The organism is Microbacterium aoyamense (genome assembly GCF_023155855.1).
GTDB classification, from domain to species: domain Bacteria; phylum Actinomycetota; class Actinomycetes; order Actinomycetales; family Microbacteriaceae; genus Microbacterium; species Microbacterium aoyamense.
Genome location: NZ_JAKNUT010000001.1, coordinates 1,031,083 through 1,043,183 on the forward strand (window position 1 = coordinate 1,031,083; position 12,101 = coordinate 1,043,183).

The 12,101-nt window shown below is 68.3% G+C and carries 10 protein-coding genes; 5 read left to right on the plus strand and 5 right to left on the minus strand.

Annotated elements, in window-relative coordinates; all coding sequences use genetic code 11:
• Positions 1-6: 6 nt before the first annotated feature.
• The 3 genes from cls to MA876_RS05330 form a co-directional block, all read right to left on the minus strand.
• Positions 7-1,482, minus strand: a complete 1,476-nt coding sequence (cls, locus tag MA876_RS05320; RefSeq protein WP_248146714.1) for a cardiolipin synthase — start codon at positions 1,480-1,482, stop codon at positions 7-9.
• 13 nt (positions 1,483-1,495) lie between these two features.
• Positions 1,496-1,879 carry an SHOCT domain-containing protein gene (locus tag MA876_RS05325; RefSeq protein ID WP_248146715.1) on the minus strand — a complete coding sequence of 128 codons (384 nt, stop codon included), beginning with the start codon at positions 1,877-1,879 and terminating at the stop codon, positions 1,496-1,498.
• Between the two features lie 100 nt (positions 1,880-1,979).
• The gene (locus MA876_RS05330; RefSeq protein ID WP_248146717.1) at positions 1,980-2,192 is read right to left on the minus strand and encodes a DUF8691 family protein; all 213 of its coding nucleotides are present in this window, start codon (positions 2,190-2,192) and stop codon (positions 1,980-1,982) included.
• A gap of 128 nt (positions 2,193-2,320) precedes the next feature.
• Here MA876_RS05330 and MA876_RS05335 point away from each other — a divergent pair, with 128 nt between their 5' ends.
• Positions 2,321-4,912, plus strand: coding sequence for a winged helix-turn-helix domain-containing protein (locus tag MA876_RS05335; protein WP_248146719.1), 2,592 nt, complete (start codon positions 2,321-2,323; stop codon positions 4,910-4,912).
• Between the two features lie 35 nt (positions 4,913-4,947).
• Positions 4,948-6,084: an AI-2E family transporter gene (locus tag MA876_RS05340; protein WP_248146721.1), complete on the plus strand. Its 1,137-nt coding sequence runs from the start codon at positions 4,948-4,950 to the stop codon at positions 6,082-6,084.
• Positions 6,085-6,090: 6 nt separating this feature from the next.
• On the opposite strand, the gene MA876_RS05345 is transcribed toward MA876_RS05340, so the two are convergent.
• Complete coding sequence (locus MA876_RS05345) at positions 6,091-6,684, minus strand: hypothetical protein (protein ID WP_248146723.1); 594 nt, start codon at positions 6,682-6,684, stop codon at positions 6,091-6,093.
• 126 nt (positions 6,685-6,810) lie between these two features.
• Here MA876_RS05345 and MA876_RS05350 point away from each other — a divergent pair, with 126 nt between their 5' ends.
• The 3 genes from MA876_RS05350 (at position 6,811) to MA876_RS05360 (ending at position 10,424) form a co-directional block, all read left to right on the plus strand.
• The gene (locus MA876_RS05350) at positions 6,811-8,022 is read left to right on the plus strand and encodes a glycosyltransferase (protein ID WP_248146724.1); all 1,212 of its coding nucleotides are present in this window, start codon (positions 6,811-6,813) and stop codon (positions 8,020-8,022) included.
• 5 nt (positions 8,023-8,027) lie between these two features.
• Positions 8,028-9,218, plus strand: coding sequence for a glycosyltransferase family 4 protein (locus MA876_RS05355; RefSeq protein ID WP_248146725.1), 1,191 nt, complete (start codon positions 8,028-8,030; stop codon positions 9,216-9,218).
• 210 nt (positions 9,219-9,428) lie between these two features.
• Positions 9,429-10,424 (plus strand): GlxA family transcriptional regulator, encoded by a 996-nt coding sequence (locus tag MA876_RS05360; RefSeq protein ID WP_248146726.1) that lies wholly within the window; start codon positions 9,429-9,431, stop codon positions 10,422-10,424.
• 48 nt (positions 10,425-10,472) lie between these two features.
• On the opposite strand, the gene MA876_RS18965 is transcribed toward MA876_RS05360, so the two are convergent.
• The gene (locus tag MA876_RS18965) at positions 10,473-12,038 is read right to left on the minus strand and encodes a M20/M25/M40 family metallo-hydrolase (RefSeq protein ID WP_275561823.1); all 1,566 of its coding nucleotides are present in this window, start codon (positions 12,036-12,038) and stop codon (positions 10,473-10,475) included.
• Positions 12,039-12,101 lie beyond the last annotated feature (63 nt).

Sequence of the window (12,101 nt, forward strand, 5' to 3'; positions counted from 1 at the left end):
GATGATTCAGTTCAGCGCCGAGGTGAGGCGCGCGAGGCCGTCGAGGAACGTGGCCTTGGCGGGCTCGCGGTGCCACTCCTCGAGGGTCAGCTCGCGCCCGGCATCCCGGTACTTCTGCTCGATCTCGCGCATGCCGCTCACGAACGAACGACCGCGCACCAGCATCGAGATCTCCATGTTGAGGCTGAACGAGCGGATGTCCATGTTGCTCGAGCCGATCACGGCGATCTCGTCGTCGATCGAGAAGTGCTTCGAGTGCAGGATGAACGGCGCCGGGTACAGGAAGATCCGCACGCCCGCCTTCAGAAGCACCTCGTAGTACGAGCGCTGCGCGTGATAGACGAGACCCTGGTCGCCGATCTCAGAGACGAAGAGCTGCACCTCGAGCCCGCGTTCGCAGGCCGAGGTGATGGCGTAGACCATCGCCTCGTCGGGCACGAAGTACGGGCTCGTGAGGATGACCCTCTCGTTCGCCTCGTAGATGAGCGAGAGGAACAGTCGCAGGTTGTTCTCGGTGTCGTATCCGGGTCCGGACGGCACGAGCTGGCAGACCAGCGCGTCGGGACCCGTCGTGCGTTCGAGCGCCGTTGCGACCACGTGCTCGTCCTCGAGCATCTCGCCCGTCTCGATGAGCCAGTCCGAGAGGAAGACGGTGTTGATGGATGCCACGGCCGGCCCCGTGACGCGGGAGACGAGCTCCTGCCACTTGAGGCCGCGCTTCATGTGACTCGGCGAGTCGTAGTGCCGCGCGATGAGGTTCTGCGATCCGACGAAGCCCACGATGCCGTCGACGACGACGATCTTGCGGTGGTTGCGCAGGTCGGGGCGCTGCCACTTGCCCTTGAACGGCATGACGGGCAGCATCCACGCCCAGGTCACGCCGATGCGGTCGAGCTCGGCGAAGGTCTCCTTCGAGCCCGCGACGCGCTTGGACGACACGTGGTCGGCGAGCAGCCGCACTGTCACTCCGCGCGCGACGGCGCGCTCCATCGCGGCGAAGAAGCCGCGGGTCGTGTCATCCCACGCGACGATGAAGAACTCGACGTGCACGAACGTCGTCGCGCGGTCGATCTCGATCGCCATCGCGTCGATCGAGCCCTGGTAGTCGTCGAACAGCTCGGCGCTGTTTCCCGCGGCGGCAGGGAGGCCCGTCAGTCGCTGGTTCTGCTCGACGATGCGCTGGAACGACCGCGGCCACTCCGACGGATCGGCGACGACGTCGGACTGCGTCGCGGCGCGCTGGACGATGATGCGGTCGATCCGTGCCTGCTCGTCGCGGCGCTTCTTCGGAAGTCGGAAGGAGCCGATCAGCAGGAAGATCAGGATGCCGACGAAGGGCAGCAGGAAGATCAGCAGCAGCCACGCCATCGCGGCGGTGGGCTTGCGATCGCGGGGGATGACGATCAGGGCGATCACCTTGATCGCGAGATCCGCGACCAAGGCGACCGCCCAGATGAGGTTGGCGAGAGCCGTCGAGTCCATAAGGAGAAGGATGTCAGCCCGCGAGGGCCTTCGCCTTCAGTGCGTCGAACTCCGCCTGCGTGATGGCCCCGGCATCCAGCAGCGACTTCGCCTTCGCGATGTCGTCGACCGAAGTGCCGCCCGTGCCGGCGGTCTGACGGATGTAGTCCTCCTGCGCGGCGCGCAGTTCGGCCTGCTGGGCGACCGAGCGCTTCGTCATGCCGTTGCCACGCGCGATGAGGTAGATCAGGGCGGTGAGGAACGGGACGAAGATCAGGAAGATGATCCAGATCGCCTTGCCCCAGCCGTTCATCTTCGAATCGCGGAAGATGTCGGCGAGGATCGAGAACAGCACCATGAGGTACGCGAAGAAGACGAACGCCCAGAAGAACCACGCGATCCAAGACCAGAAGTCCATGACAATCCATTTCGTAGGAACGGGCCGGGTCGCCCGTGCTGTGACGACAGTAGGTTTCGCACGCGCTCGCTGCGTCACCCCTCGGGGGTGAGAATTACCGTCATGCCGAGGTGACGGGGTTCATCGAGATGACCTGGATGTGCAGGTCGTCGAACATGGCCAGAAGCCCGAGGAGCCGAGCTTGGTCAGGGACGCGACCGGTGATCGTGGTCACCTCCGGCTCCGCCGTGTCGATAGTGAAGCCTTCCAGCGCACCCGCGAGATCGGACCCGATCCGGCCATTCAGAACGATCGCGACTTCGTGTGCGGACACGCGGGCCTCCTCGCGGCGATGGGGCGGGACACGACTGAGGTCATCGTGCAACAGCGGTGCCGCGCGTGAGGTCACCCGTGTGGGATGATTCTGCCGAAACGCGAGAAGTCGCGTGCAAGGCGGTCCCGATGCCAGTCCCCCGATCAGCACCGCCCCACGCCGTCGACCGGCCCGATCTGAGGGCTCGGCTGGACGTGGGGATGGATGCCCCGCTGACCCTGCTCGTCGCCCCGGCCGGGTCGGGCAAGAGCGTGCTGCTCACTCAGTGGGCGGCGGCGCTCGACGGTGTGCTCGTCGGCTGGCTCGATCTCAGCGGCGCCGACGACGACGCCGTGTACTTCGCGCGGCGGTTGATCGACGAGCTGCAGGGTATCTCGGAGGGGTTCGCCGAGCTCGCGCACGCGCCCCGTGCGGCATCGACGGGCCTGGGCGACGCGCTCATCGAGGCGCTCGCGGCGTCGTTCGCAGACGCGCTGGAGGAGGTCGTCGTGATCTTCGACGATCTCCATCGGCTCTCTAATCGCGAGATCGTGACCGACTTGTGGCGGCTCGTCGACAGGTTGCCCGGCAACGCGCACTTCGTGTTCTCCTCGCGCATCGATCTTTCGCTCGGATTCAGTCGGCATCGCCTCGAGTACGCACCGGTCGAGCTTCGTCAGTCCGACCTCGCGTTCAATGGCGCCGAGGCGGCCGCGCTGCTGTCACGGATCACCCGACGCTCGATCGACGACGAAACGGCCGCCGCGGTCGTCGAGCACACCGAGGGCTGGGCGGCCGGCATCCAGCTCTCAGGTCTGGGACTGCGTTTCCGCACCGATGCCCGACAGTTCATGGACGCCCTCGTCGACAGCGATCGGCTCGTCATCGACTACTTGAGCGAAGAAGTGCTCGACGCGCAGTCTCCTGAGCGGCTCCAGGCGCTGCTGGATCTCTCGGTGCTCGACGAGCTGACTCCGGGCGTCGTCGAAGCAGTCGCGGGTATGGGCGATGGGGCGGCGTTCCTCGGTGAGCTCGAGCGGGAGTCGTTGTTCGTCATCCCCGTCGCGGGCAAGCCCGGTCGGTTCCGCTTCCATCATCTCTTCCGCGATCTGCTGCGGTATCGGCTGCGCGCGACCGACATCGACGCCGAGGCATCCCTCCTCCGGACGGTGGCGGAGTGGCACACGTCGCATGGCGATCTCGCCATCGCCATCGAAGCGCTCCTGGCGGGATCCCACTGGAGCGGAGCGATGGATCTCATCCTCACTCGGGGGCGAGAGGTCTATGAGCGGGGCGAGACGGCGACCGTCGCACGCTGGCTCGCGGAGATCCCCAGCGAGGAGCGTCGCCCGAGAGAGGATGCCGAGCTGCTGTACGCGGTGCTCGAGGGAATGTCGGGCCGCCCCGTCATCGCCGAGACCGCCGCTCGCGAGCTTCTGGCGGATCCCGCTGTGACATCGGGCATGCAGGTCGTCGGAAACGCCTACCTGTCGGGGCTGGTGCAGTTCCTGCCGCATCCGCGCGTCTACATCGAGGACGGCACTCGGGCCCTCGAGCTGCTCGCGACGACCGACGACCACGTCGCATTGCCGAATCTGTTGAACCTCACTCAACCGGCGACGCTGGAGATCTTCGCGAAGATCTCCGTCGCCCGCGGGCACCTGCTGCTCGGTGACAGCGGGACCGCGCGGGCGCTCATGCGCGAAGCGTTGGAGGGCGACCGCAGCGCCTACGCGCCGTATCGGATCCATGCCCTTGGATCGCTCGCGCTCGCCGAGGCGTGGGACGGCTACCTCCGCCGCGCGACAGACCTCGCTGATGAGGCACTCGAGATGTCCCGCCAGCTCGATCTGCTGACTCATGCCGCGCCTGCCGACGCCTACCTCGCCCGCTCGCTCGTCGCGATCAAGCGCGGCGAACCCGAAGCCGGTGCCTTCGCCCTGCATGAGGGGTATGTGCGCGCCGCCTCCAACGCGCGGGCGCAGCTCATGTGGATCGCGCACGCGGAGGCACGACTCGTGGACCCCGACGGCACCGAGTTGACGGCGCATTCGCCCGCCACGCCACCGCCGCCGCTGGTCGCCGACGCGCTCGAAGCGATCGCGCGCCGACAGCAGCGCGAGAGCGGGCGCCCCGCGAAGCCGACGAACACGCGCACCTGGTCGCGTGTGGCGTACGAGGATGTCGCCAGCATGCTCGCGAGCGGCGACCCGGGCGCCGCGCGGACGAGGCTCGCGTCGTTCGCCTTTCCGGATCCGATGCCGCCGTCGGTGTACGTCGATGTGCAGCTGCTCGGCGCGTGGATCGCCGATCTCGAACGTCGCCTACCGGAGTCGCGTGAACACCTGCGGCGCGCACTCGATGCGGCGCAGCCTGAGGAGCTCGTGCAGCCGTTCCGACGGGCCGGCTCTCGGGTGCTCCAGCTCATCCGCGAGCTGCCCGGCGCTCCCGACGGCTTCCGTCGTGTCATCCTCGAGCGCACGGGCATCGCCTCGCAGCGGCCGCCCATGGAGACGCTCATCGAGCCGCTCACGGCGCGCGAGCTCGAACTGCTCGCATATCTGCCCAGCCGCCTGACCAACGCCGAGCTCGCGGCGCGCTGCTTCGTGTCGCTCAATACCGTGAAGACCCACATGGCGCACATCTACCGCAAGCTCGGCGCGAACGGGCGGGATGCCGCGATCGCGCGAGCCCGTGAGCTGGGTCTCATCGAGGAGCCGGATGTCGCCCGCATGGGGTGAGTCGCCCGCGGCGGCCTGGCCTTAGATTCGGGCGTATGAGCAACGCGCCCGAGTCGTCCCCCGTCGCCCCGACCGCTCCGACCGCCCCCGTCGAGACTGCTCCTGTCGAACACCGACGAAGCGTCCTGGCGACGATCCAGGGCCCACTCGTCCTCGCGTTCATCGCGACGCTGGGGGTGCTGGGGGGTCTCGTCCTCGGCTCGGCGATCGGTTCGATCACAACGATCCTCGTCTACATCGTGCTCGCGCTGTTCGTCGCCCTGGGGCTGGATCCCGTCGTACGGTCCCTCGAACGCAGGGGAGTGCGGCGAGGAGTCGGCATCGCGATCGTGTTCATCGTGTTCGCTCTTCTCGTCGCGGCGGTCGCCGTGTTCGTGCTGCCTCCTGTGATCGCGCAGGTCGGCGAGCTCGTGCGTTCGATCCCGCAGGGCGTCAAGGACATCGTCGACTCCGGCTGGTTCCGCTCGCTGCCGGAGGACTTCCAGGCGACGGTGACGGTCGGTCTCGCGCAGATCGCAGAAGGGCTGGCGCGGCCCGAGACGATCGCCGCGATCGGCGGGGGTGTGCTGCTGGTCGGCATCGGCTTCGTGAGTGCCGTCTCGGCCGGGTTCATCATCGTCGCCCTCACGCTCTACTTCCTCGCGTCGCTCACGGGCATGAAAGAGGCGCTCTACTCCCTCGCTCCTGCGCACTCCCGGCCGAAGCTGCGCGACATGACCGAGCGAGTCACGAAGTCCGTCGGCAGCTCGCTCCTCGGCTCCGTCGTGCTCTCGGTCATCAATGCGGGCGTCGTCTTGCTGCTGCACATCGTCATCGGGCTGCCGTTCCCTGCTCTCATGGCCGCGATCGCGTTCGTCATCACGCTCATCCCGCTCTTCGGTTCGGTGATCTTCCTCTTCCTCGGCACGACGGTCGCGCTGTTCACCAGCCCGACGCAGGCGCTCATCTTCGCCGTGTGCTACCTCGTCTACATCCAGCTCGAGTCGTACGTCGTGAGTCCACGGGTCATGACGCGCGCCATCCAGATCCCCGCGGCGCTCGTCCTCATCGGTGCGATGGTGGGCGGCGCGCTCATGGGCATCATCGGCGTGCTCGTCGCGCTGCCGGTGATGGCGTCGATCCTGCTGGTGATCCGCGAGGTCGTCGTGCCGAAGCAGGACCTCAAGGTCTGAGCCCTGTCAGGACGGATCGAGCCGGAGCACTTCGGGGCTCTCGCCCACCGTCAGGTCGTCGACGATCCGCAGGGTACGCGCGACGTCATCGATCGCACCGATGACGGTTCCGAAGCGCTCGCGCTCAGCGCAGACCGCCGTCACCGTGACGAAGTGCGTGCCGGTGTCCCACGTGTAGGTCGCGAACGGGGGAGTGCGCTGGTCCTGCGGGAGCGGCATCGCGAGCTTCTCGCCGATTCCGAGGTGGATGCTGCGGAACGACTCGGTGTCGTCGTACTCCATCGGCATCATGGCGCGTGCCGTGCGCAGCTGCGCCGTCGCCTCCTGGATCTGCGCCATGACGACGACGAGTTCGGGATCGGCCTTCCACACCCATACCAGAACTCGACCTGCCGCACGCTTCATGAGGAAGGGCGCCGCTTGGCTCATCGCCCACGCCGCGACCGAACTGCCCGGTCGCTCGTCAGTGCCCATCGCGCGGTTCGCCTGCGACAGCAGCATGCGGATCGCGGCCTTGCGGTGGCGGCGACCGCGCCAGCCGAACGACTCCGTGACAGGCACCCAGAGGGCGGGGTCGGCGTCGGCCTGGAGTCGCGGCATGAGACCAGCGTACGTTCCCCTCCCAGGGACCGGGAAAGCCCTCGGGTACAGTGGAGGGGCCGCACGCACCCTCCGCTCGCGTGACCGCCGCAGAGCTTCGCGCACAGAAATGGCAACCCGCATCCCGTGACATCCCCCGAGACGCCCGATGCATCGAACGCCGACGACGCGCGACCGCTGACCGTCCTCATCGCCGCCGACACGTTCCTGCCGCACATCAACGGCGCGGCCCGGTTCACCGAGAGGCTCGCCGCCGGTCTCGTGGAGCGTGGGCACGACGTGCACGTCATGGCGCCGAGCGCCGGACACCGCAATCACGGCACCTTCCAGGAGGTCATCGAGGGCGAACAGGTGACGATGCACCGACTGCCCTCATGGCGCTGGCCCCCGCACGACTGGCTCACGTTCGTCCTGCCGTGGATGGCCAAGCACTACGCGCGCAAGGCGCTCGATCAGGTGCAGCCGGATGTCGTGCACATCCAGTCGCACATCGTGATCGGTCGCGGTCTCGCTCGCGAGGCGCGCAAGCGCGGCATCCCGATCATCGCGACGAACCACATCATGGCCGAGAACATCCTCGACTTCACGACGCTCCCGCCGTTCCTCGACAGGGTCTTCGTGAAGCTCGCGTGGGCGGACGCGAAGCGCACGCTCGACATGGCTCGCGCGGTCACGACGCCCACGAAGCGCGCCGCGGAGTTCCTCGAGAAGACCATCGAGATCGACGACGTCATCGCCATCTCGTGCGGGATCGACGCCCGCAACTACACGCCGGACCTCTCGCCCCGCGGCGCGAACCGCATCGTCTCGCTCGGTCGCCTCACGACCGAGAAGCAGATCGACGTGACGCTTCGCGCGATCGCGAAGCTCGACCCCTCGCTCGACGTGCATTTCGACGTCATCGGCAAGGGCGATCAGCAGCGCGCGCTCGAACAGCTCACGTCTCAGCTCGGCCTCACCGACCGCGTCACGTTCCACGGTGCGACTTCGGACGAAGAGCTGCGCTCGTACCTCACGAACGCGAGCGTCTTCGTCATCTCGTCGATCGCCGAACTGCAGTCGATCGCGACGCTCGAGGCGATGGCGTCGGGGCTGCCGGTCGTGGCGGCGGATGCCGTCGCCCTGCCGCACCTCGTGCACGACGGCGAGAACGGGTATCTCTTCCCGCCGGGCGATGTCGACGCGCTCGCTGCCCGCATCACGGACGTCCTGACCGCGAGCCCCGAGGACCGCATGCGGATGCAGAAGGCCTCGCTCGACGGCGTCGTCATCCACGACATCACGCGGACGCTCGAGACGTTCGAGGCGCTGTACCGCGACGAACCGCTGCCGGAGTAGCCGCCGTGCACGTCGTGATGTTCGGCGATCAGCACGTCGAGTCGCTCGGGGGTGCGCAGGTCTCGATGCGGCTCCAGCGGCGGTTCCTCGAGAAGGCTGGGCACACCGTCACGATCGTCGCCCCCGCGATGCACGGGCCGCGCGGCCGGTCGGCCCCGGCATCCGACGCGTACGTCGACCTGCCGTCCATCCCGATCACGTTCGACCGCGAGTACTCGCTCACCTGGCCGGGGCGGCGCACGGATCGTCGGGTCGACGCGGCTCTCGCGGGTCGGCCTCCGGCCGATGTCGTCCACGTGCAGGCGGACTTCTGGGGCGCGTTCATCGGGCATCGGTATGCGAGACGGCACGGCACGCCCGTCGTCCACACCATGCACAACCGGCTGGAGGTCGGCATCGCGGCGATGTCGCCGTTCCCGGGCCTCGTCCTTCGATTCCTCAACTGGTGGGAGCGCCGCGTGCTCGGGGACCGCACCCCCGGCCGCGAGGGGTGGTCGTTCCTGCGCCGGCTGGCGGTGCGATCGGATGCCGTGACCGCGCCGTCGGCGCACTTCGCGCGTCGGCTCGAGGGCAATCGCGTGGTCCCCGCCTCGGGAGCCGTCGACGTGGTGTGGAACGGGATCGACGACGACAATCTCGCGGCCGCGCTCGCCGATGCGCCGCTCGAGCGCGCGCCCGGTCGCCCGCGCTTCGTGTGGCTCGGTCGCATGAGTCCCGAGAAGCGGCTGCTGCCCTTCCTCGAGGCGCTCGTCGAGTCCGGAGTGGATGCCGACGTCGAGCTGATCGGCGGCGGCGCGCAGCTCGCAGCCGCGCGTCGGCTCGCCGAGAAGAGTCGCGCGAACGTCTCGTTCGCGGGCAAGCTGCCGTACGCGGACGCGCTGCGTCGCATCCAGGCAGCCGACGCCGTCGTGCAGACCTCGATCGGCTTCGAGACGCAGGGCATGACGATCTTCGAAGCGGCCTCGCTCGGCACGCCGTCGATCGTGAGCGACCCTGATCTCGCCGACGAACTCGGTGCGGGCTTCTGGCAGGTGCCGGATGCCTCGACCGCCGCGCTCGCCGAGACGCTGCGCCGCGCGGCCGCGGACATCACGGCCGGCGCGGCGCCGACGCCCGACCCGACGATCCGCGAGCGATTCCGTCAGTCGTCGCGCACCGCCGCCATGATCGAGATCTACGACCGCGTGCGCGGCTGACGTCAGGGCAGGCGGGTGCGGTCGGTCGGCACGCGGTGGTAGCCGTCCTTCGCGAGGGCGTTGAGAGTGGCGGCGACCGCGAGGGCCGCGAGGGCTGAGAGAACAATCACCAGGAACATGGCAGTAACGCTACGCTTGTGCTCTGACTGCCACGAGTGGCAGGATAGCCACAGTTCGCACGATTCCTGCCACGAGCAACCGGGAGCATCCATGAAGACCGTCGCCGTCATCGTCCAGGACGGATTCGCGCCCTTCGAGTTCGGCGTCGCGTGCGAGGCGTTCGGCCTCGATCGGACGGATGACGGCATCCCGAGCTTCGACTTCCGCATCGTCACCCCCGAACCCGGCGCCGTCCACTCGAAGATGGGGTTCTCGATCAACGTCGACCACGACCTGTCCTTCGCATACGAGGCGGATCTCGTCGTCGTCTCGCCGGTGCCGCACCAGTACTGGAGCAGCGTCGACGAGCGCGTGCTCGACGTCATCCGGCGCGCCGTCGCGCGCGACGCGTGGGTGCTGAGCGTGTGCAGCGGTTCGTTCGTGATCGCGGCATCCGGAGTCCTCGACGGCCGCCGCGCGACGACGCACTGGATGTACGCCGATCGCATGGCCGCCATGTACCCCGCCGTCGACGTGGACCCCGACGTGCTCTACGTGCAGGACGGCCGCATCATCACGAGCGCCGGCACCGCCGCGGGCCTGGACGCGTGCCTGCACCTGCTGCGTCAGGAGCTCGGCGCCGAGATGACCAACCGCATCGCGCGTCGCATGGTCGTGCCGCCGCAGCGCGACGGCGGCCAGGCGCAGTTCATCGACCGACCGCTGCCGCGGGTGCAGTCGCTCTCGCTCGCGCCGGTGAGCGACTGGATGCTCGACAACCTCCGTGACGAGCTCACGGTCGATCAGCTCGCGGCGAAAGCCCACATGTCTCCGCGCACGTTCGCCCGGAGGTTCAAGGCCGACTTCGGCGCGACCCCGGCGGCATGGCTCGCGCGCCAGCGCATCATGCACGCCCAGCGGCTGCTCGAGAAGACCGACCTCGGCCTCGATCGCATCGCCTACGAGAGCGGCTTCGGCTCGGCCGCGGTGCTCCGCCAGAACTTCTCGCGCGCTCTCGGCACGACTCCGACGGCGTACCGGGCGCGCTTCTGCTGCACCGACGAGGCGCGGGATGCCGTGGTCCCGACGCTCGAGTCCGTCGCCTGATCGGGCGGTGGGCACCGATCACGATGCCCACCGCCCGCCGGCGTCCGCCTACTGGGTGAACCAGTCGCGCAGGGTGTTGATGTCGATCTCGGGCGCCGCCTTTCGCGCCCCGACGTCCGCGCCGCGCACGGACGTGACATCCGCGGCGAAGGTGACGATCGCCGCGGCGACCGCGTCGGAGTTCACATCGAGCGCCGGCTTGCTGACGTTGCCCTTGAGCTTCTTCAAACCGCCGTATACCGCCGGGTCCTGCCCGGCGCCGGTGAAGTTGTCGCACGCGGCGTGGTAGCACGGGTCGTACGCAACGCCCGCCTTGCCGCCGAACTGCGCAGCCTCGTTGGCGGTCTTGACGCCCTCAGCACCCGTGAACAGGCCGCCGGCCGGAATGTCGACCGCGATGAACGGGCCGTAGTCCGAGCGGCCCGAGAACTCCGTCGCGACCGAGAACAGGCCCCTCTGAGCGAAGAAGTCCTTGAACACGGCTTCGATCTGCGCCGAACCCGCCGGGATCGGCACCGGGGCCGCCAGATCGGACTGGTCGCCGTCGTAGACGCCGAGCATGTAATTCGGCGAGCCGATCATGTCGAAGTTGAGATAGAGCGCCGTCGCCTCGATCTGCTCGGGAGTGAGGGTGCTGACGTAGTGCTCCGAGCCGAGCAGCCCTTCCTCCTCTGCGCCCCACCACGCGAAGCGCACGGTGTTGGTGGGCTTCATCTTCTTCATCTGGATGGCGGTCTCGAGCAGCGCGGCGCTGCCCGTGCCGTTGTCGTTGATGCCGGCGCCCTCGAGGACGCTGTCGAGGTGCGCGCCGGCCATGACGACGTTGGCGTCGTCGCCGGTCTTGGTCTCGGCGAGGACGTTGTACGCGACCGTGCGCGTCGAGGCGACGGTGACGCTCACGGTTGCACCGGGTGTCGCGGCGAGGTCCTCGCCGACGCCCGAGGCGGCGAAGATGACCGGAATGGTGAGTCCGGTGGCGTCGCCGATCATGCCCACGAGACCGTCACGACCGTCGTTGGTCACGATGACGCCCACCGCTCCCGCATTCTGGGCGTTGAGCGCCTTCAGCGTGAAGTCGCACGACCCGCGCTGGATGAGCGCCACCGATCCGGGAACGAAACCGGCGAAGTCCGCGGCCTCGCATCCGCTCGTGCTCGTGCCGTTCGCGGGGAAGGGCACGACGAGGTCGACGGGCGCGAGCGGCCCGGTGCCCGTGCCTTCCGGCACGCCGGTGTCGAAACGGTTCTGGATGAAGTCGCTGCCGTACGCCCACGCGGTCGCGGGGTCCTCGCGGGTGAGCGTCGTCGTGTCGGCGTAGTTCGTGTAGCCGAACTCCTGGATCTGCGGCGAGTAACCCGCAGCGCGCAGCTCCTTGACGACGTAGTTGACGGATGCCGAGTAACCGGGCTGTCCGGCGGCGCGATTGCCGCCGTTCGCATCGGCGATCTGCTGCAGCTTCTTGAGGTGCTTGAGGACGCCGTCGACGGTGACGGCCTTCGTGATCTTGTCGACGTCGCTCTTGGGTACGGCGTACGCGGGGGTTGCGAGCGCCATCGATCCCAACAGAGCGGCGGCGGCGATGACCGCTCCCGCTCCACGAATCTTCGGGGACATGGTTTTCCTTTCGGGGGAGACGGTCACCCTCGTTGGCGCCGCCGCCCGAGACCCTACGCGCCG

Bases quoted from the DNA above. Each gene is read 5' to 3' on its own strand.
- MA876_RS05335 (WP_248146719.1), top strand. From the start codon at position 2,321: ATGCCAGTCCCCCGATCAGCACCGCCCCACGCCGTCGACCGGCCCGAT.
- MA876_RS05360 (WP_248146726.1), top strand. From the start codon at position 9,429: ATGAAGACCGTCGCCGTCATCGTCCAGGACGGATTCGCGCCCTTCGAG.
- MA876_RS18965 (WP_275561823.1), bottom strand. From the start codon at position 12,038: ATGTCCCCGAAGATTCGTGGAGCGGGAGCGGTCATCGCCGCCGCCGCT.
- cls (WP_248146714.1), bottom strand. From the start codon at position 1,482: ATGGACTCGACGGCTCTCGCCAACCTCATCTGGGCGGTCGCCTTGGTC.
- MA876_RS05340 (WP_248146721.1), top strand. From the start codon at position 4,948: ATGAGCAACGCGCCCGAGTCGTCCCCCGTCGCCCCGACCGCTCCGACC.
- MA876_RS05345 (WP_248146723.1), bottom strand. From the start codon at position 6,684: ATGCCGCGACTCCAGGCCGACGCCGACCCCGCCCTCTGGGTGCCTGTC.
- MA876_RS05325 (WP_248146715.1), bottom strand. From the start codon at position 1,879: ATGGACTTCTGGTCTTGGATCGCGTGGTTCTTCTGGGCGTTCGTCTTC.